16 protein-coding genes are annotated in these 19,355 nt (G+C 63.6%); 9 read left to right on the plus strand and 7 right to left on the minus strand.

Annotated features, from left to right (window positions below; genetic code table 11):
- Positions 1 to 69 precede the first annotated feature (69 nt).
- Positions 70 to 3,345, minus strand: coding sequence for a PAS domain S-box protein (locus tag AC1DQQ_RS16770; protein ID WP_478045897.1), 3,276 nt, complete (start codon positions 3,343 to 3,345; stop codon positions 70 to 72).
- A 316-nt stretch (positions 3,346 to 3,661) separates the two neighbouring features.
- Between AC1DQQ_RS16770 and AC1DQQ_RS16775 the strand changes: the two genes are divergently transcribed.
- Positions 3,662 to 4,303 (plus strand): hypothetical protein, encoded by a 642-nt coding sequence (locus AC1DQQ_RS16775; protein WP_478045898.1) that lies wholly within the window; start codon positions 3,662 to 3,664, stop codon positions 4,301 to 4,303.
- Between the two features lie 68 nt (positions 4,304 to 4,371).
- Here the strand turns inward: AC1DQQ_RS16775 and AC1DQQ_RS16780 are convergent, their stop codons facing one another.
- From AC1DQQ_RS16780 to AC1DQQ_RS16795, 4 genes are read right to left on the minus strand one after another with little or no spacing between them, the layout of a single operon-like run.
- A complete protein-coding gene (locus AC1DQQ_RS16780; RefSeq protein WP_478045900.1) occupies positions 4,372 to 5,343 on the minus strand; it encodes a ComEC/Rec2 family competence protein in 972 nt (323 codons plus the stop codon).
- A complete protein-coding gene (locus tag AC1DQQ_RS16785; RefSeq protein ID WP_478045902.1) occupies positions 5,340 to 6,047 on the minus strand; it encodes a hypothetical protein in 708 nt (235 codons plus the stop codon). Before AC1DQQ_RS16785 ends, AC1DQQ_RS16780 begins: the two co-directional genes overlap by 4 nt.
- On the minus strand, positions 6,047 to 8,128 hold the full coding sequence (locus AC1DQQ_RS16790) for a sensor histidine kinase (RefSeq protein ID WP_478045904.1): 2,082 nt from the start codon (positions 8,126 to 8,128) through the stop codon (positions 6,047 to 6,049). Before AC1DQQ_RS16790 ends, AC1DQQ_RS16785 begins: the two co-directional genes overlap by 1 nt.
- Positions 8,125 to 9,447, minus strand: coding sequence for a class I SAM-dependent methyltransferase (locus tag AC1DQQ_RS16795; RefSeq protein ID WP_478045906.1), 1,323 nt, complete (start codon positions 9,445 to 9,447; stop codon positions 8,125 to 8,127). The genes AC1DQQ_RS16790 and AC1DQQ_RS16795 overlap by 4 nt, the downstream gene beginning before the upstream one ends.
- Before the next feature lie 263 nt (positions 9,448 to 9,710).
- Between AC1DQQ_RS16795 and AC1DQQ_RS16800 the strand changes: the two genes are divergently transcribed.
- Genes AC1DQQ_RS16800 through AC1DQQ_RS16815 form a run of 4 tightly spaced genes read left to right on the plus strand, consistent with a single transcriptional unit; the run spans position 9,711 to position 13,997 of the window.
- Positions 9,711 to 11,861: a TonB-dependent siderophore receptor gene (locus AC1DQQ_RS16800; RefSeq protein WP_478045907.1), complete on the plus strand. Its 2,151-nt coding sequence runs from the start codon at positions 9,711 to 9,713 to the stop codon at positions 11,859 to 11,861.
- Positions 11,861 to 12,166: a DUF3649 domain-containing protein gene (locus AC1DQQ_RS16805; RefSeq protein WP_478045909.1), complete on the plus strand. Its 306-nt coding sequence runs from the start codon at positions 11,861 to 11,863 to the stop codon at positions 12,164 to 12,166. Before AC1DQQ_RS16800 ends, AC1DQQ_RS16805 begins: the two co-directional genes overlap by 1 nt.
- The gene (locus AC1DQQ_RS16810; protein ID WP_478045911.1) at positions 12,163 to 13,683 is read left to right on the plus strand and encodes a PepSY-associated TM helix domain-containing protein; all 1,521 of its coding nucleotides are present in this window, start codon (positions 12,163 to 12,165) and stop codon (positions 13,681 to 13,683) included. The genes AC1DQQ_RS16805 and AC1DQQ_RS16810 overlap by 4 nt, the downstream gene beginning before the upstream one ends.
- Positions 13,680 to 13,997 (plus strand): DUF3325 family protein, encoded by a 318-nt coding sequence (locus AC1DQQ_RS16815; RefSeq protein WP_478045912.1) that lies wholly within the window; start codon positions 13,680 to 13,682, stop codon positions 13,995 to 13,997. The genes AC1DQQ_RS16810 and AC1DQQ_RS16815 overlap by 4 nt, the downstream gene beginning before the upstream one ends.
- Before the next feature lie 160 nt (positions 13,998 to 14,157).
- Here AC1DQQ_RS16815 and AC1DQQ_RS16820 read toward each other — a convergent pair whose 3' ends face one another.
- Both AC1DQQ_RS16820 and AC1DQQ_RS16825 read right to left on the minus strand, forming a co-directional pair.
- Positions 14,158 to 14,511, minus strand: a complete 354-nt coding sequence (locus tag AC1DQQ_RS16820; RefSeq protein WP_478045914.1) for a RidA family protein — start codon at positions 14,509 to 14,511, stop codon at positions 14,158 to 14,160.
- Between the two features lie 32 nt (positions 14,512 to 14,543).
- On the minus strand, positions 14,544 to 15,449 hold the full coding sequence (locus tag AC1DQQ_RS16825; protein ID WP_478045915.1) for a dihydrodipicolinate synthase family protein: 906 nt from the start codon (positions 15,447 to 15,449) through the stop codon (positions 14,544 to 14,546).
- 139 nt (positions 15,450 to 15,588) lie between these two features.
- On the opposite strand from AC1DQQ_RS16825, the gene AC1DQQ_RS16830 reads away from it, so the two are divergent.
- The 4 genes from AC1DQQ_RS16830 (at position 15,589) to AC1DQQ_RS16845 (ending at position 19,116) form a co-directional block, all read left to right on the plus strand.
- Positions 15,589 to 16,284, plus strand: a complete 696-nt coding sequence (locus AC1DQQ_RS16830) for a GntR family transcriptional regulator (protein WP_478045916.1) — start codon at positions 15,589 to 15,591, stop codon at positions 16,282 to 16,284.
- A gap of 51 nt (positions 16,285 to 16,335) precedes the next feature.
- Complete coding sequence (locus AC1DQQ_RS16835) at positions 16,336 to 17,367, plus strand: proline racemase family protein (protein WP_478045918.1); 1,032 nt, start codon at positions 16,336 to 16,338, stop codon at positions 17,365 to 17,367.
- Between the two features lie 238 nt (positions 17,368 to 17,605).
- Positions 17,606 to 18,391 (plus strand): pyrroline-5-carboxylate reductase, encoded by a 786-nt coding sequence (locus AC1DQQ_RS16840; RefSeq protein ID WP_478045920.1) that lies wholly within the window; start codon positions 17,606 to 17,608, stop codon positions 18,389 to 18,391.
- Positions 18,391 to 19,116, plus strand: a complete 726-nt coding sequence (locus tag AC1DQQ_RS16845; protein WP_478045923.1) for a helix-turn-helix transcriptional regulator — start codon at positions 18,391 to 18,393, stop codon at positions 19,114 to 19,116. Before AC1DQQ_RS16840 ends, AC1DQQ_RS16845 begins: the two co-directional genes overlap by 1 nt.
- Positions 19,117 to 19,355 lie beyond the last annotated feature (239 nt).

Genomic DNA, 19,355 nt, shown 5'->3' on the forward strand with positions numbered 1-19,355 from the left:
TAAATAATAATCCGATTTTGCTGCAGGCGTTTATAGTACGACCGCGCCCAACCGTAGAGCCCGATGGCGCTAACCGAGCCGAGCCAACACTTCGCGCAACTCGCCCAGATCAAGCGGTTTTGGCAGCAGAAAATCGACATGCGCCGGCGCTTTTCCTCCCATCGCGAGACGCCGCCCCCAACCAGTCAGCAGCACCACCGGCGTCGCGGGGAACAAGTCCTTGGCCGAGCGCGCGACCTGGTTGCCATCGACATAAGGCATACCGAGATCCGTGATCACCACGTCGAACGTCTCGCCGGCAGCAAGCGCGGCGTGTAACGTGTCGATTCCGGCCTGCCCGCCGTCAGCCGCGGTGACGTCATGCCCCATGGTCTTGAGGACTGTTACAGTCGACGTCAGGACCGCGGGATCGTCATCGACGATCAGAAGACGCCGCGGTGTGTTGGCGGCTGGACCTTTGGTCGATTTGCGCGGCCGCTGCGTATCGCGAACCGCATCGAACTCCAGAAGGATACGCGTCCCTTTCCCGGGTGCGCTGTCGATGTTGAGTTCGGCCCTGTGGCGCAGCGCCACGCCTTGCACCATGGCGAGCCCCAGGCCCGTGCCGCGCTCGCCCTTGGTGGTGAAAAAGGGGTCCAGACAGCGACTGCGGATTTCTTCCCCCATCCCAAGGCCAGTATCGCAGACCTCCAGGCACACTCTGGGTCGGTTTTCGGTCCTGGCCTCGACGAACGTTTTGATCGTGAGCGAACCCCCTTCGGGCATCGCATCGACTGCGTTGAAAACAAGATTGGTCAACGCTTCCCGGAGTTCGGAGGCATTTCCCATCACTTGGGGAAGACCCGCATCGAGCTCGCTTGACACCTTGATCACCGTGCCGCGCTGTTGGGGCATGTCGCTCCATCGCGCGCGCGTCAGTTCAATTACCTGTGGTACCAACTCATTCAAGTCGAGCGGCGCGAGGTCGACGTCCTCGTCTCCCCGGTAGAAATCGCGCATCCGTCCGACCGTGGCGGCGACGTCCTTGGTCACCCTGCCGACCAACTCGAGATACTCGCGCACTTCCTGCGGCAGAGCGAGCTCGCGTTCGATGATTGACTGCGTATAGACAGCGACCGGCGAAATGGCGTTGTTGATGTCATGGGCGATCCCGCTCGCCATCTGCCCGATCGCACGCAGCCGTTCCTGTTCCAACACCGCCTGCTGCGTTTGCTTCAGGTCGTCATAGGCCCGTTGCAGACTGTCACGCAGCTGCGTCTGGTGCGCGGCAAGCGCGACATGTTCGCCCAATTGCCGGAGAAATTCGCAATCGGCACTGAGAAACGCCTCGGCGCTGAGGCGCGCGACCACGAGCACGCCGAACACTTCGTTCTCGATGGAGAGTGGCGCGATCACCAGCGAACGGAGGCCTTCGCGCGCGAGTCTCGCCGGAAACGGGAAATCGACCTCGGCCAAATCGGGCTCGTAGACCAGCTCGCCAGCGACGCAGCGCGATAGTCCGTTTCTGTCGATCGGAACCTCGCCTTTCTCGATCATCCCGAGTTCGCGACCGAGCGGCTCGCTTCCGACCCCGACATTCGCGACGGTCAGCATATGCGCAACGCGATCGTAACGGCAGATGCAGACGAAGTCGGCGGGAAGACGATCCTCGAGCGTTCGAACGACGACCTGGAAGATGCTTTGCACGTCGTGGCGCTGGCCGATCGCACGCGTGATCTGCTCGAGCAGGTGCAGTCGGTCGCGCTGCGTCTGGAGTTTCGTTTCAGCCACCTTGCGCTCGGTGATATCGCGGACGAAGGCGCTGAAGCTGAGCGCGTCGTCGGTGCCGATCGACGTGATCGAGAGCTCGATCGGAAATTCCTCGCCACCGCGACGAAGCGCCGCGAGCTCGATGCGCTTGTTCAATACGCTCGTCTCGCCCGTGGCAATATAACGCGCGAGCCCTTCGCGGTGGGCGCTGCGGAACCGCTCGGGCATGATAATCCCATCGACGCTACGCCCCAGCACTTCGGATTGCTGCCACCCGAAGATCGTCTCTGCCTGAGAGTTCCAGCCGGTAATCAAGCCGGTGCCGTCGATCGTCACCACCGCGTCGAGTGCCGATTCGACGGTCAAACGGTTACGCTGCTCGCTGGCCCGTAGCGCATTCTCGGCGCGACGTTGCTCGGTGACGTCGGTCGAGATTCCGAATATCGCATAGACTTGGCCCGATTGATCCCTGAGCGGCGACTTCACCGAAATATAATGATGTGGTCCATCGGTCTGCGGCGCCACTTCTTCCTCGGTCAGCGCCTGCGCGGCATTCGCGACACGCCCGTCCATCGCCCGGAAGGCGTCCGCTTCTTTTTTGGGGAAGAGCTCGTGATCTGTCTTACCGGTGATTGCCGCTCGATCGAAGCCGAAAATCTCGGCATAGCGCTGATTGACCATGAGGTAGCGGCCTTCGAGATCCTTGACATAGATCACAGCTGGGCTGTTCTCGAAGATGGTTTCGATCAATTGACGGCTTTGCTGCTGCTCGGAACGCAATTCTCGATTGAGCGCGAGCAGTTCGCCTTCCGCGAGCCGGCGCCGGACGGTATCGGCGGCACCGATTTGCGTCAGATTGAACAGCAGCAGCACGTCGCCGACGACCTTGCCGAGATGGGCAACCATCGCGATCGAGTCACTCGGCGAGCGCGAATAGAGCATGGCGAGATGAGCAAGAAGCAGCACGGTCGCGGACAGGGCGATCGCGTGAGCGATCTGGGACTTTTCGCGCTGCTTCCAATATGCCGCACCGACCACCAGCCATAACAGGGGCACCGCTGCGAGCGTCGGCCGGGTGATCCAAAGCAGACCGGGCGCGGTGTAGCGCGGCACGATAAGGAAAAACGCGGTCAATGCGCCGCCGAGCACCACCAAGCCCAACGCGAACAGCCAGGCAAAAGCGCGTGGGCGATCGCGCAGCCATAGAGCGGCACCCACCCCGAGCGGCAGCAGATATGCAGCCGGTCCCCATGTTCCGGCGCGCATTCGAACGTCGAGCTCGACCCCGCCGCCGAGCCAGCCGAGCACGGCCATCACGTGTAGCGTCTCCGCGATCGACAAGAAGGCAAAGGAAATCGCCAGCAATAAGGGCCAGCTCTGGTCGACGCGGCGGCTGATATCCCACAACAGCAGCGCAACCAGCGCACCGGTCAGCGCGACGCTTGTGTCGAGGACGGTATGAAGCGCCGGATCATGCGCGTCCCCCACAAATATCGCGATCGCCCCGGCGATGAACAGGGCCAGTGCTATCGAAAGGTTGTGGGCGAAGCTGAGGACGATCGGCGCCCGCGGAACGGACACGACGTCGGCGATCATGGTTTCGGTTCCTCCCACAGCTGCGATTTGCGCCGTCAGCTCGCCGGCAAGGCGTTCCGCCCCTGCTTCAGACTGCATCTATGCATAGCGGAAGTCGAGCCGGATTGGATCCGACTTGGTGCGATCGACGACCTCGATCTCACCAGCATTTGTGGTGACGGCATTTGCGACGACGTGTGTATAAATTCCTAAATAACAATTCGGTATTGTTGCACCCGACACCGTATTGAAATTGGCTGGAAAGCTGCCACGAGCCCCCTTAATGTCGCCACATGAGCAAGCCTGATGCTTTCGGCGCTCGCATGGGGGGGAATGAATGTTACGCACCGGTCTTTTCGTCTTGTCGGCAGCCATCGCGGCCCTTGCGGCCGGCTCGGCTGACGCCAGGCCATCCGTTGGCGATTCCTCGCAGTGCGAACTCCACATCTGGCCGACCGAAACCTTTTGGGGAATTCCGTACAAGGTCGGGTACATCACCGGGCGGGCCTCGAAGGATGAGATCGTCGGGTCGATGGAAAGTCTCGTCGGACCGTCGGCGCAGCTTGCCGCCTTGCGCGATGCCGACCCGGTTCGTGCGCTCGGGCTGCCGGCCGGCACTCGGATCGTCGAGCATCAGGACCTGCTCGACCGCAAGACGGTCACGAAGATACGGACACGCCGGGCGGCATCCACCTCGCCCTGCTATTCGGAACTGATCGTCTTGCAGCACTTCCTGACCGAAGACATCGTCTGGGGCGACCGTTTCGGCTCCGCGTTCATGTTCCGCAATTTCGGCGACAAGCCGGAAGCACGCGGGTCGATCAAGGGCGTGGGCGGCAACAAGCTGAAGGTGCTGACCCTGCCCGAGGCAGCGCGTCCGGCCAACACGGCCGAACTGGTCGCGACGGCATTGAAGGGCAACTTCCTGGAATTCGCGAAAAACGCCCATCCGCAAATGGCGGCCGGTTCCGCGCGATAGGTCATTGCGACGTCGGTGGCGTGGAGGTTTTTCGTGCCTGTTTAAACTGGCACGGATCTCCCGCTAGGCTACCGGCACATCGGAGATGCGACGTACTCGGTGATGAACTCCTGATGGCGCTCGACCAAATCCGGCGATCGGCCCACGTTTGGAGATAATTCGAAGGTCATAGACCCGCCGCAGCACGCGCCGCGCTCGCGGCCACTCGCGCGTAAGGGTTCAAGATGGGCGGTCGAATTCAGCTTGGCGGCGTGGCACTGACGCGAAAGCTGGGTGCACGCAACCGCACAGCCACGCTCCAGCGTCGCTTTGACGATTTCGGGTCGCGGCGTGTCGTGACCTCCCCGCCCGTTCGAAAACACCACTGACCGGGGCTCGACTGCCGCGATAAGCCGATTGGCAAAGAGCGCCGGATCGGCGCTGCCGGGAAGTCCACCGTGATGCGGGAAGACCAACACATCTGCGACAAGGTCGATGTTCGACGCGAGGGCCGCATCTAAGCTTACCTCGTCCATATCGGCAGCCAACAATATGCCTCCGGCGTCGCCGCACCTGATCCGCAAGACACCTGATAGGGTATTGGCGGTGACGGCCTTGCCTGTATCCGGGGTCTTCCCGCCGACCCCCGTCAGCGCAAGGGACGCCGAGGGACTGAGCACCGCAATCTCTGCATCGCCGACGGCGATAGAGCCCGGTGTCGTCGTCGACAGACTGGTCATGATCTCAACGGTGCCCCGCTGCTCAGCGTCGGCGACAGCGACGCGAAAATCCCGCCAGATTTTGGTGTTCTTCTGGCCGTCGGGGTTGACGAAGATCCGCTCGACGCGGACGGGATCGCTGCTCAGCAGCGAAAGAATGCCGGCGATGTGATCTTTGTCAGCGTGCGAAATGATCGCGGTCTCTACTGTCTCAACGCCGAGGTCGTCCAACGTATCGACCAGCATTGCCCCCGTGGGACAATCGATCACTGCGGTCGTCGCGGCGCTGCGCACGATGGCGCAGTTGCCGTGCCCGACGTCCAGCAGGATGACGCTCGTCATGCGAGATGCTCGTTCGGCGGGGGCGCGATCTTGCTAAGATCGTGGAAGAAAAGATCATCCTCGTGCGCGGCGCCAATGTTTACTTCGCCGAACAGATAAACGCCGGGTTTGAGATCGCGGTGGAGCTCGTGGGCTACGCAGGATATCGGGATGGATACAGCGTGGTCCGGGCGCCAAGCCGGCACCACGACGTCGAGCTGAGACATCTGACCGTCGCTTACACCGTCTACGCGAATGAGCGAGCGATGGGGACGGCGGTGATCCACCGGATCGGCGGCGATTTCGCGCCTGCAAACTTCGAAATAGTCGCCAAGCCGTTCAGGGTCGAATTCGCCGCGGTCGACGATGACCGGAACCTCGAAGCGCGACGCGCGCAAGCTTACGCGGTCCGGTGAAGCATAGGTGGTTAGAAGCATTGCGGGTTGTTGCCGCTCGACCAGTGCTTTCACCACCGAAGAACCGTAAAACTGCGCCATCTGGCGCGGCTGAAGGCGGTTATCGCAAATGACGAAACTGGGAGACGTTGCCTCGATCGCCGCGATCATATCCCCCAACCGGTCGTCGAAGCGTCCGGTGACTGCGCGGGGCTCAAATCCGAAATCCCGAAGAAGATCGCTAATTTCCTCGCAACCTTCCTCGTCATCGTCGATCACCGCGACGCGACTCGCGGGTAACAGCGTATTGATCTGCACTGCCACGTTCATCAGCACAGCACCGTCATGGCAGCGAAGCGTGCCGTAAAGCGTGCACCTCCGAACTCCGATCGTGCGATCACGTCGATCGCGCCGCCAAGATCTGCGACGGAGTCGCGGACGATCGTTAAGCCGAAGCCGGTGCCTTCCGGCGACGTCGTCACGCCGGGTAGCCAGATATCGTCGACCTCAAGACCGTCGATGCCACCGGCATTGTCTTCGACGACCAATATAACGTACGAATCTTCCAACCGCGTCTGGATGCGGATCGTGCGATTTTCCTGCGAGTAACCTTGCCGCTGAAAGGCATTCATCGCGTTCATGATCAGGTTTAGGCAAATGCCGTCGATCAGCGCGGCGCTGCCGTTGATATCGGTATAGGATTCAGTCAGATCCAGTTCGACCGATACCTTGAAGAACTGGTTGATGGGGTCGAGCAGGCTGACAAGTTCTCGCACGCAGTCATTAACGCTGATGCGCCCCGAGCGTCGCTTGCGCTTCGCCAGTAATGTCAGCGGGATCGACATGAACGAGTTCAGGCGCTCTTTGGCAACCGCGATCCGCCGGACCTTACGTTCGGCATCTTCTTGCCTGTCGGTCGGGATGAGTCGTCGCAGCGACACGATCGCTTTATCGATCATATTGAGCGGCCGCCCAATTTCATGCACGAACACCGCCGACGCCATTCCCGCGGTAGCTAGCGAGCGATAGAGTTGGAGTTCGTCTCGCAACGAACGCGCTTCGACCCCCGATTCCTTGACCAATTGCTCGATTGCTCGCTCGACGCTTTGGCGTTCTGTGCTCTTGACCGACTTTGCGAGTACGGTTTCAAGTTGTGACCGGGCTCGCCCTGTCGCGCGCTTTACCTTCTCGCTCTCCGTACGACGGTATGCGTCGCGCGCGCGGATTTGAATCCGCGCGGCCCAATCGAGCACATCGGTGCAGACCCGCTTTAATTCTTGAAATGCCTCGTTCTCGATATAGCCATTGCGATCGGTTTTCTGCGCAAGTCGGCCGGATTTGTTGGTAACGCGCACCAGTCCGATCGACGTGTTTGTCGAAGGCCGCCCTTCCGGGCTTCGGGCACGGCGCAAGTTCATCTCAAGCCAGTCGTTGCCCGAGCCGCCGTACGGCGGAACCCTGATGCCGTCCTCATAGACGTGAACGCCGCCAACCTCGGTCAGCCAATCACGCACTTCGCCAATCGTGGCGGATCTAGTGGAGAATGATTGCGCATCGAGGATGAACACCCAAAGCTCGAACGTCATCGGCGGTGCGTCATAGGTGGTGCCGGCAATTTCTTCGTCGAGTAGTTGGCCTTGCCAGTCCAGTCGTCGAAAAATGACCGTACCTAGCTCGTTGACGACTGCCTGCACGCGATATTGCGCGTCGGTGAAATAGCCACTCGCTACCTTAGCCGCGAGGTCGGCGAATTCCGGGGTCTCTAGTTTCGCTCGAAAGCCCGGATCGACCGTCGCATCCTCGGCGGTAGCCACCTCCCTAACGCGGTTCGCTGCTCCCTCGAACGGGTCCGATAGGAGCAGAAGGTTGCGGGCCAGTTTGTTGACGGCAACGCGGCCGAACCTTGTCGCCACCGACTCGATGACGATGTCTGTCCCAGGCGCGAGGTCAGTCGGGCCACTTTCGACGACGAGCGATATGTCCTCAACATGGTCAGCGCTTGCGAATGCCGACCAGTCGATCGTGAGCTGGTGCTGGACGCCGGGTTCGCTGGCCGGCCTAGTCATCAGCCGCACACGTTCCCCGAGCCGTAACGCTGCGAGACGACCCAATCCTTTGTCGCCTGCCGGGACGCGTCGGTAGACGTCGGTCGCAATTTTCTGTTGCTTGGCCGAACGACCAATGACGAGCCAGCCGTTCCGTATTGTATCGGCGGTCATGCCAACACCATCGTCGAAAATGCTGATCGTGCCGTTTCCGGAATTGACAGCGTCGAGCTGAACTACGCAAACTGAGGCGTCGGCATCGTATGCATTCTTGGCAAGTTCGATGATGCCTTGGTCTGCATCTGGCACAAGTTCCTCACCCAAGCGGGCGAGGATGTCTGGGGAAAAGCGGAACCCGTCGCTCACGCGTCGGCCCACGGGATAGCGGACACCGAGCCTGTCGTTAGATGACGGCATCGGATGCTGCGATTGAGGTAGTCCGAAGTGCGGTCCGATCTCAATACTTCCAGCAGTGCACGGCATCGCTCATAACCACCGTCGATCGGCATTATGACGATCAGGTGGTTTTCGACTGCGACCGGCGCATCTCCAACGATGATGGCGCCGACGGCGCGCTTACGATCGCTCGGGCTGGAGGTGCGCCGCACAACGACGAAGGGCGGGTCGAAGACCGTTCCCTTGAAGCGGCGGCTCGCGGTCGGTCTAAAATCCTCACTCCACGCCGGCACGCTTTTTGCGCAAATGAAGCGACGCCACGGTCCCTTATTCTCGTGACGATGCGGCACAACCGGACCCACGCGTACCAAATAGTGGTCACCCACCGTATCGCCTTGCGGTTCGGCTGCCGACCAGAGGGGGCCAGGTGCAGCCCGCAGCATGGTTGTGAACACGTCGACGTCGGTCCAGGCGTCAAACTGTCCCCTTGATGCAAAATCGCCGCTTATCCCGCGCTCGACCAGCATCGTCCGGAACGACGCATATCGGGAGCCGCATCGTAACACTTCGGGGAGAACCGCTGCGATTGGGGCGTCGGCGCGCGCAGCCGTGATCAGCGCGTCTAAGAAGAGTGCCGCCGAACTAAGCTTGCCGCTTCCCCAGCCTGCAACCCTATGCTCGCTCGTGCAGCCAAAGGGTGGGTTGAAAAGGAACCCCGCCGCGGCCGCAAGTCGATCTGCCTCGGCGAACATGTTTCCTACGATGATGTGCGGGAATAGCTGCCCGAGTTCGTTCAGCGGATCGCAAAAGCGACCGCGTCCGCGAGCGAGGGCGACGAGACGAGCCTTAGCCATGGCGACAAGTTCTGGACGCGGATCTATCCCTGCAATTTGTTCGCCCCACCGGGCGAGCGTTTCGGCAAGAGTGTCGCCGAGGGGTAATTCCGCAGCATAAGCAAGCAGCAAATCGCCCATTCCGCAGGTTGGATCCAACACACGGGCGCCCTCGGGCACTATAGATCGCAATCTGGTAGCCAGCTCGCGCGCTAACGTTGCACCAGAGAAGAAGGTACCCGCCTGTCGACGGTCATCGAGCGCCACCGACTGCCGGAAGGCTTTGTAGGGTACTCCGTTCAACAACGGCTGCTGTGCAAACGGGATGTGGGCGGCAGCACCACTTAACGCTTCTTCTTGGGCGCGACCGAGCAGCGCGTCATACGTCGATAATGTCACGGTCGGCGTGGCCGTATCAGCATGCGCGGATCGCTCTTCAAATATCTCACGCCCCATGCCGATACATTTGGCGAACCGTAGCACTAAGCGCAATGGGCGCTCTATCGCGCTGACGCATCGCGTTTTTCCAATTCGGCCCAGTTCGAGCCATATTCATGCTACCTCGTCGGCGTCCGCTTTGGAAGCAACAGAGCGCTGTTGGCCACGTCGCCGCCAGCGCTCTCTCCTTGCGCCCATCCAATTATTGATAATGACATTGACTCGCAATAGCGACAATCATACGAGCCGCGCTTCCCGATCGCATCATGGAAGGCTCGTCGATGACCATTGCCCGCAGGCACCTCGCTCTCTCTGCCGTATTGGCGCTGGCGTGGAGCCATCCGGCCTGGGCCGCCGGGCCTGAGGAAGAGGGGGATGATCAGGCGAAGGCGGAAATCGTCATCACCGGCACGCTGGCGGCGAATCAGAGCGCGTCGTCGACCGGCCTGCCGCTGACGCTGCGCGAGACGCCGCAATCGGTGACCATCATCGACCGCAGCCGGATCGACGACTTCGCGCTGACCAACGTCAACGACCTGCTCGATCAGGCGGTCGGGATCAATGTCGAGCGGGTCGAGACCGACCGCACCTATTTCAACGCGCGCGGCTTCGACATCACCAATTTCCAGGTCGACGGGATCGGTATGCCCTTGCTCTGGGGGCTGCAATTCGGCGCGCTCGACACCGCGCTGTGGGACCGGGTCGAGACGGTGCGCGGCGCTAATGCGATCATGACCGGCATCGGCAATCCGTCGGCGACGATCAATTATGTCCGCAAGCGCCCGACCGAAGACTTCCAGGCCTCGGCCTCCGTCATGGCGGGATCGTGGAACCAGCTGCGCTTCGAAGGCGACGTGTCGGGGCCGCTCGACGCGTCGGGCACGGTTGCCGCGCGGCTGATCTACGCGCACGACAATCGCGATTCCTGGCTCGACTTCAACCACGTCAACCGCAACGTCTATGGCGGCATCGTCTCGTGGAAGGTCACGCCGCGGCTGACCGCGACGGCCGGCTATACGCGGCAGGAAAACCATGCCGATGGCGTGATGTGGGGCGCGTTGCCGCTGACCTATAGCGACGGGACGCGGATCGATTACCCGGTCTCGGCCTCGACCTCGGCGCCCTGGACCTATTGGGACGTCACCGATCAGAGCGCGTTCGGCGAGCTTGCCTATGATCTGGGCGGCGGCTGGTCGGCGAAAGGCGTGTTCACCTACAAGCGCTTCGAGGAAGAAGCGAAGCTGCTCTATGCCTATAATTTCCCCGACCGCGCGACCGGTTTGGGCGTCGCGGGCATGTCGGGCATCTATCCCTCGGCCTACGATCAGTATCTCGGCGATTTCTACGCGTCCGGCCCGTTCACGCTGTTCGGGCGCCAGCACCAATTGGCGTTCGGCGTTTCGACCGCGCGCTCGCATGGCCGCGAGTGGGAGAATTTCTCGACCGACGCGATCGCCTTTCCGGCGGTCGGCGATTGGGGCAAGACGATCGTCCCCGAGCCGAGCTATCCGGGCGCCTATCTCGCCGCCGATTATACCGACCGGCTGACCCGCGCTTATGGCGCCGCGCACCTCAACATAACCGACAGGTTGAAGGCAGTGGTCGGCGCCAGCGCGATGTGGCTCAAGTCGACCGGCACATCCTATGGCACCGACCAGTCGCGCGACGCGCATGCGGTCAGCCCCTATGCCGGCGCGGTCTATGACCTGACCAGCAACGTCTCGCTCTATGCGAGCTATACCGACATCTTCAATCCGCAGAGCGAAGTCGACATCGATAACCGCAAGCTCGATCCGGCGCGCGGCAGCAGCATCGAAGGCGGGATCAAGAGCGAATGGTTTGGCGGCAAGCTCTATGCCACCGCGTCGCTGTTCCGCGCCAGGCAGAAGGGGCTGGCCTCAGCGATCGGCGCGTTCGGCGATCCCAATGGGCCGTGTGTCAACGGGCCGGTCGGCGGCACCTGTTATGCCGGCGTCGACACCACCTCGCGCGGGTTCGAGATCGAGATCGCGGGCAAGGTCACCGACAATTGGCGCGTGAGCGGCGGCTATACCGGGCTCGAGATCGACGACCAGGCCGGCAACCCGACGCGCACTTTCCTGCCGACCAAGTCGCTCAAGCTGTCGACCACCTACACAATGCCGCGGCTCAACGATCTCAAGCTCGGCGCGCAACTGCGCTGGCAGAACGCGATCCGCTACGCCGATGCCACGGTGCAGGCGATGGGCGTGGTCAGCGGCGACGTCCTGCTGCGCCAGGACAGTTATGCGGTGCTCGACCTGATGGCGGGTATCCGGTTGCTCGATCACGTCCGCGCGACGGTCAATGTGCGCAACGTCACCGATACCAAATATCTCGCCAGCCTGATGTGGGGCCAGGCCTATTACGCCGCGCCGCGCAGTGTGGCGGTGACGATCGGGCTCGATTTCTGATGGGCGCGCGCGCGGCGGAGCGGCGCGGCTGGCGTTATCGCGGCAATGTCGCCGCGCGCGTGCTTGCCGGGAGCCTGGGCGCTTATGGGGTCGCGTCGTGCCTGGCGATGGCGGTCGCGCGGTTGGGCGCGGGCGGGCGGATCGACGGCGTGATCGCGGGGACTCTGTGCGCCTATCTGGCGGTGCCCGCGGTGGCGGTCTGGGCCTTCCTCGCGCGCGGGCCATGGCGGGCCTGGGGCGGGGTGGTTGTGCTCGCCGCATTGTTCGGCGGCCTGGCCTGGATGATCGGATCGCCGGTAGGATGAGCGCGATCCGCGAGGGCACGCGGCAGGTCATGGCCTGGCTGCACGGCTGGACCGGGCTGGCGCTCGGCTGGGTGCTGTTCGTGATGTGCCTGGCCGGCACGATGAGCGTGTTCAAGCCCGAGATCAGCCGCTGGATGCGCCCGGAAGCGACCGCCAGCGCGGGGCGGGTCGAGGCGATTAATGCGGCAACGCGCTGGCTGGCGGCGAACGCGCCCAAGTCGGCCGGCTGGTACCTGACCGCGCCCGACGATCGCGCCAATAACGTCGAGGCGACCTATGACAGCGGCGGCGACTATGTCGCGCGCGCGCTCGACCCGGTCAGCGGCGCACCGGTCGCGCGCGAGACGCTGGGCGGCGAGTTCTTCTACCGGCTGCATTTCGAACTCGAACTGCCTTATCCCTGGGGCCGCTGGCTGGCGTCGATCGCCGCGCTGACGATGCTGACCGCGCTCGTCACCGGGATCATCGCGCATCGCCGCATCTTCCGCGACTTCTTCACCTTTCGCCCGCGAAAAGGACAAAGGTCGTGGCTCGACGGGCACAATGCGCTCGGCGTGCTGGCCATGCCGTTCCACCTGATGATCACCTTCAGCGGGCTGGTCACGCTCGCCTCATTGAACATGCCCTGGGGGATCGTCGCCAATTACGGCAACGACCTGGCCGCGGCGTTTCACGACCTCGCGCCCGGCGCGGTCGATCGGCCGGCGGCGGGACGTCCCGCGACGCTGGCACCGATCGCACCGATGCTGCGAGAGGCCGAGCGGCGGTTCGGCGGCGCGCCATTCTCTCGCGTATCGATCGCCAATCCCGCCGACGCCGCCTCGGTCGTCACCGTCTATCGCAGCGACGCCGCGCAGATCGGCGCGACCACGGCAGAGGTCAGCTTCGACGGGCCGAGTGGCCGGGTGATCGGCGCCTGGGCCGAGACGCGGCCCGCGGTCGGCACCTATGCGGTGATCTACGGCCTGCACATGGGGCGGTTCGCGAATGGATTGCTGCGCTGGCTCTATTTCCTCGGCGGCGCGATGCTGACCCTGGCGGTGGCGAGCGGGATGATCCTGTGGGTGGTCAAGCGCCGCGAGCGCGCGCCCTTGTCGCTGGCGAACCGGATCGTCGAGCGGCTCAATGTCGGGACCCTCGTCGGGGTGCCGGTCGGTTTTGCCGCTTATCTCTGCGCCAACCGGTTGCTGCCGCCGGGGCTCGCCGATCGCGCACAACTGGAAGTGACGGTCGCGCTCGATGCCGCCGGCCTCGCGCTTCTCGTCGCGCTTGCCGTGCCGCCGCGTCTGGGGTGGTCGCTGCTGCTGGGAGTCCTCGCTTTGCTCTGTCTTGCGGCACCAATCGTCGGGGGCGGGCTACCCTATTTGGCTCAGGCATTGGCCCGCGGCGACTTTGCGCTACCCGTGACCGACGCGTTGCTCATCGCCGTCGCCCTGGCCGCGTCGGTCGGCGTGCGGACCGTGACACGCCGCCGCGCCGATACCCGCCGCACGGTGCGGGCGAGGGCGATCGCATGACCTTCGCGATGCTGGAATTCCTCGGCCTCTACCTGCTTGCCGCCTCGATGCAGCCGCATCGCGGCGTCCTGCTCGGCAACTGGCGCACTATCGCCACGCCCCGCGCGACCGTGATCGCCGGCTGGGTGCTGCTGTCGCTGTCGCTGGGGCTCGCCGTCGCCAGCCGCCAGCCAACCGACATCGTCACCTGGTTCGGCTTGCTGCCGCTAGCCTGCGGCACGATCCTCCTCGGCCTGAGCTTCGCCCCGCATCTGGTGCGCGCGGTCGTCGTCGCCGGCCTGGCTGGCGGGCTTGTCGCGATTGTCCTGCACTAATCCGTCACCCCAGCCCATCCTCCGTCACCCCGGCCTTGTGCCGGGGTCCACCGGGCGGCAATCCCGGGAAAAGAGGTTCTGCTACTGCGCTAACCTGCACGGTGGATGCCGGGACAAGCCCGGCATGACGGTTGAAGCTTATCGGGCTCGACTCCAGCGATCACCCCGCCGCGATCACGCTAATCTCAACCGCATATTCCGGCCCGGTCAGCCGCGCCTCGACCGTGGCCCGCGCCGGCTTGGCGTCAGGCGAGACCCACGCATCCCACACCGTGTTCATCTCGGCAAAGCCGCCGATGTCGGCCAGATAGATGGTCGCGCTGAGAATGCGGCTCTTGTCGCTGCCGGCCTCGGCTAGCAGGCTGTCGATCGTGCGCAGGATCTCGGCGGTCTGCTCCGCCACGCTCTTGCCGGCATTGTCCTCGGCGACCTGGCCGGCGGTGAAGATCAGGCCGTTATAGGCCACCATCTGGTTCATGCGGGCGGTCGGGTGCCAGCGTTTGATCTCGGTCATGCGATTGTCCTTCGATAGGGATGATGGTGGGCTCAGGCCCAGGCGGAGCCGGCGAGCTGATCCATCGCCCCGCGGATCGTGTCAACGACGAAGCTCCGCTCCTCGTCGACCAGCGAGAGGCGCGGCGAGCGGGTCCATTCGGGCGCGCCATAGACGAGGTTCTCGGCCAGCTTGATATACTGGACCAGCTTGACGTGCGTATCGAGATGGAAGCTCGGCGTGAGCATCCGGTAGAGCTCGCGCGCCTTGGCGAACTGCTCGTTGCGGCACAGCTCGAACAGCGCGACGCATTGCTTCGGCCAGACATTGGTCATGCCCGACACCCAGCCGGTCGTGCCCAGCGCCATGCTCTCGACGATCAGATCGTCGACGCCGCAGAAGATGCTGAACCGGTCGCCCAATGCCACGCGCAAATCGGTGACGCGGCGGATGTCGCCGCTCTCTTCCTTGACGCAGACGATCTCGGGCACGTCGGCCAGGGTCTCGAGCACCGCCGGGGTGACGTCGACGCCATAAGCGATCGGATTGTTGTAGATCATGATCGGCAAATCCGACGCGCCGGCCACGCCGCGATACCAGGCCGCGGTCTCGCGCGGATCGCTCTTATAGCCCAGGCTGGGGAAGACCATCAGGCCTTGCGCGCCCCAGGATTTGTAGAGCTTCGCATTCGCTCGCGCGGTGTCGATCGTGATCTCGGCGAGGCCCGACAGGACGGGGACGCGCCCGCCGACGGTTTCGACCGCGGTACGGATGACGGTCTCGCGTTCGGCGAGAGTCAGCGAGGCATTCTCGCCGAGCACCGGGAGGACGATGATTCCCGACACGCCGTTGGTCACCAGCCGCTCAATACTTGCACGAATCGCGTCAAAATCGAGATTTCCCGCTTGTGTCATTTTCGTCGTCACCGCCGGGAAAACGCCCGTCCAAGCCTCAGTCATGCCTTTTTTCTCCGTCAACAATTGTATTGGATACATATAAAATACAAACTAGGATGTCGATAGCGATTGCCGCAGGGGCTCGATTTCGCCACATCGACCCCGGAAGCGGCGGCGTTTCGCCAGGGCAAAGGACAGGAAAATGGCAGTGCTGGAGTCGCCATCGGAGCGGCATGAGATCGAACGGCGGAGCCTCCCCGCGGACATTCGCGAATCGCTCCAGGAGCGTATCTTGAGCGGCGAGTTCCGCGATGGCGAGGCCCTGGTCCAGGATGTGCTTGCCGAGGAATATGGTGTCAGCCGAATGCCGGTGCGCGAGGCGCTGAGGCAATTGGAAGCGTGCGGGCTGGTGTCGATGGAGACCCACAAGGGCGCCGTCGTCACCTCGATCCCGACCGAACAGGTGGAAGAATTGTTCGAACTCCGTGCCTTGCTCGAAACCGACATGCTGGCACGCGCGATCTGGCGGATGACGGACAGCGATATTGCCGAGGCGCGGGACGTCCTTGGCCAGCTCGAGCAATCCTATCGGCGCGGCGACATGGCGAGCTGGGGACGGCTCAACTGGGCCTTCCATCGCCGGCTCTATCTTCCCGCCGGGCGGCCGCAGACCCTGGCCGTCCTCCACGGCATCAACCTCCGCGTCGAACGCTATATCCGCCTGCATCTGTTGATGACCGACGGCCTCGACACGGCCGAGCGCGAGCATCGCGAGATACTGCGCTTCTGCGCGCTGCGCGACGCCGAAGCGGCGGTCGCGTTCCTGAAACTGCACATTCTCGACGCTGGGCGGACCCTCGTCATGGCGCTGCGCCAGGCCAGGGCCGCGGAGCACTAAAAGCGCATCGATGCAAAAATTGTATCCAATATCCAATCGGGAAGCTGAATTATGCGCTTGCAACACCTCGTGACGGTCGTCGGCGCGCATGCCGAAGGAGAAGTCGGCCGCGTCATCACCGGCGGCGTCATCGCGCCACGCGCTTCCTCGATGTTCGAGCAACAACAAGCATTTATCCGCGATCAGGACTGGCTGCGCGGCATGCTGCTGTCCGATCCGCGCGGCAGCGTGAACGCCGCGGTCAACCTCGTCACCCCACCGATCGCGCCCGAGGCCGATATCGGCCTGATCGTGATCGAATCGGATTATTATCCTGCAATGTCAGGGTCTAACCTGATGTGCACGGTCACTGCCGTGCTCGAAACCGGAATGGTGCCAATATTAGCACCAATCACGCACCTAATCGTCGATACGCCGGCCGGATTGGTCCATGTCGAAGCCGAATGCGACAACGGCAAATGCCGCCGGGTATCGTTCCGGAATGTGCCCGCTTTCGTCATGCATCGCGATGCGGCGGTCGAAGTGCCGGGGCTCGGCACGGTCACGGTCGATGTTGCCTATGGCGGGATGATCTATGCGATCGTCGATGCCGGAAAGCTCGGCTTCACCCTGGCACGCGATGAAGCACGCGCGCTGGTCGAGATGGGCGAGCGGATCAAGCTCGCCGCGGCCGAGCAATTGCCCTCGGTCCATCCCGAAAATCCGGGCATCCACACGATCAACCAGACCCTGTTCGCCGGGCCGTTGACCGAGCGCGACGGGGTCAAGACCGCGAAGAATGCGGTGGTGGTCTCGCCCGGCCGCATCGACCGCAGTCCGTGCGGCACCGGCAGCTCGGCGCGCATGGCACTGATGCACGCGCGCGGTGAGCTCGCGATGGGCGAGCGGTTCGTTCACACCTCGATCCTCGACACCGAATTCCTCTGCGGGATCGAGGCGGAGACCAAAGTGGGCGGCGAGCCCGGCGTCGTGACGCGGGTCGCGGGGCGGGCATGGCTGACGGGCGTTTCCTATTACGGCGCCGATCCCGACGATCCGTTTCCGCAGGGGTACCGGCTCAACGATACGTGGCTGGCGTGCTGACCAAAAGCGCGCGCATTTTTAAACGCTTCCCCGGCGAAGGCCGGGGCCCAGTGCAACGCATTCTCGGCGGCGGGATGCCATCTCGGCATCATAGGTACTGGGCCCCGGCCTTCGCCGGGGAAGCGTGGGTTTTGGGTCTGCTGAAGTAGCCCAAGCGATTCAGTGCCGCCCATCGACAAGGCAGTAATTGTACTGTATTTATCTGAAGAACAATTGTGGTGGGGTGAAGGTGGGATCGTTGGTCGGAACATTAGGCTTCGTCGGTACGGGTACGATCGCCGCGGCGATGATCGAGGGGCTGGCGTTGTCGGGCAGCGAGCCCATTATCGTCTCGCCGCGCAATGCCGATATCGCCGCCGACCTCGCCGCGCGTTTCCCGCACGTCACGATCGCAGCTGGCAACCAGGCGGTGGTCGATGCCAGCGACATGGTCGTTCTGTCGGTCCGTCCGCAGATCGCCGATGAGGTACTGCGGCCGCTGACCTTCCGCCCCGACCATCACGTGCTGAGCCTGATCGCGACGATCTCGCTCGACTATCTGCACGAGGTCACCGCGCCGGCCGCGACCGTGACCCGCGCCGTCCCGCTGCCGCCGGTCGCGCGCGGGCAGGGGCCGACCGCGATGTTTCCGCCCAATGCGCAGGTGAAGGCGCTCTACGACCGGCTCGGCACCGCGATCGAGCTCGCCAACGAAAGCGAGTTCGACGTCTTCTCCTCGGCGACCGCGACGATGAGCAGCTATTTCGCCTTCGTGCGGACCGTGACGTCGTGGATGGAAGCGAACGGTGTCGATGCCGGCAAGGCGCACGCCTTCATGGCCCAGATGCTCGAAGGTCTCGGCAGCGCTTCGCCCGCTGCGCCCGAGCGGAGTTTCGCGCAGCTCGCCGACGAATATCAGACGCGCGGCGGGATCAACGAACAGGTGTTCCGCGCGATCACGCGCGACGGCGTGCTGCCCGATCTCGATGCCGCGCTCGACGGCGTGCTGGCGCGGCTGCGCGCGGGCCGCGGGATCAAGGATTGATGCGCGCGGTGCACGACCTGATCGGCGACGTGATCAGCGCGATCGGCGCGCCTGATTTCCTGGCCACGGCGGCCGACAGCGTGCGGCGTTTCGCCGGCTTCGATCTCGCCGCCATCGTCCTCCATCCCGATGGCGAACGGCCGCGCGTGCTGTTCGACGATTTCGACCGGATCGGGCGGCGCGACGCGATCGAGACCTATGCGCGCGTCACGCATCGCATCAATCCGATGCTGGCGCGGCCGGGCGTGGTCCGCGCGCGCGATTTCGCTGGCACCGCACCCGATCGCATCGCGGCGCTGCGGCCCTGGTTGGTGCCGGCACCCGAAGAGGAGCTCGGCTTCCGCACCGCAGGCTGGCCCGAGCGCCAGGAGGAGCTTGGACTCCATCTGCGCGGCTGGGGTGGGACGATCGAGCTCGGCCTGTACCGCGAACGCGGGCGCCATGCGGCGCCGGCCGCGACGTTGCGTGCGCTCGATGCCGCCGCGACGCCGATCGCCGCGGCGTTCGAGCGCCATCGCGTGCTGACCGGGGAGGGCGCCACGCTCCGCAATTGTCTCTCGCCGCGCGAGAATCAGGTGTGCGATTTGCTGCTGCTCGGCTGTTCGAGCGATGCCATCGCGTTGCGGCTCGGGATCAGCCGACATACGGTCAAGGATCACCGCAAGCAGATCTTCCGCAAGCTGGGGATCGCGTCACTCGCGGAGTTGTTCGCGTCGGTTCATTAGGGACTCTTCTCCCCTCCCTGAAAGGGAGGGGATCAAGGGGTGGGTTTAGCGGCGGGCGAGGCTCGATGCCTCGACCGGCGCTGTTTTGGCGATCGGCTAATGAGTCTTTTTGGGCGCGCAGACGCGCGCACCCACCCCCAACCCCTCCCTTACAGGGAGGGGAGTATCAGCCCCCTCTCAAGAGGGATGGCGCCGACGCGCCGATCCGGCACAATCGCGCGTGCCCGCCCGGGGCCAGG

Source organism: Sphingomonas sp. P4_G3, assembly GCF_056401105.1.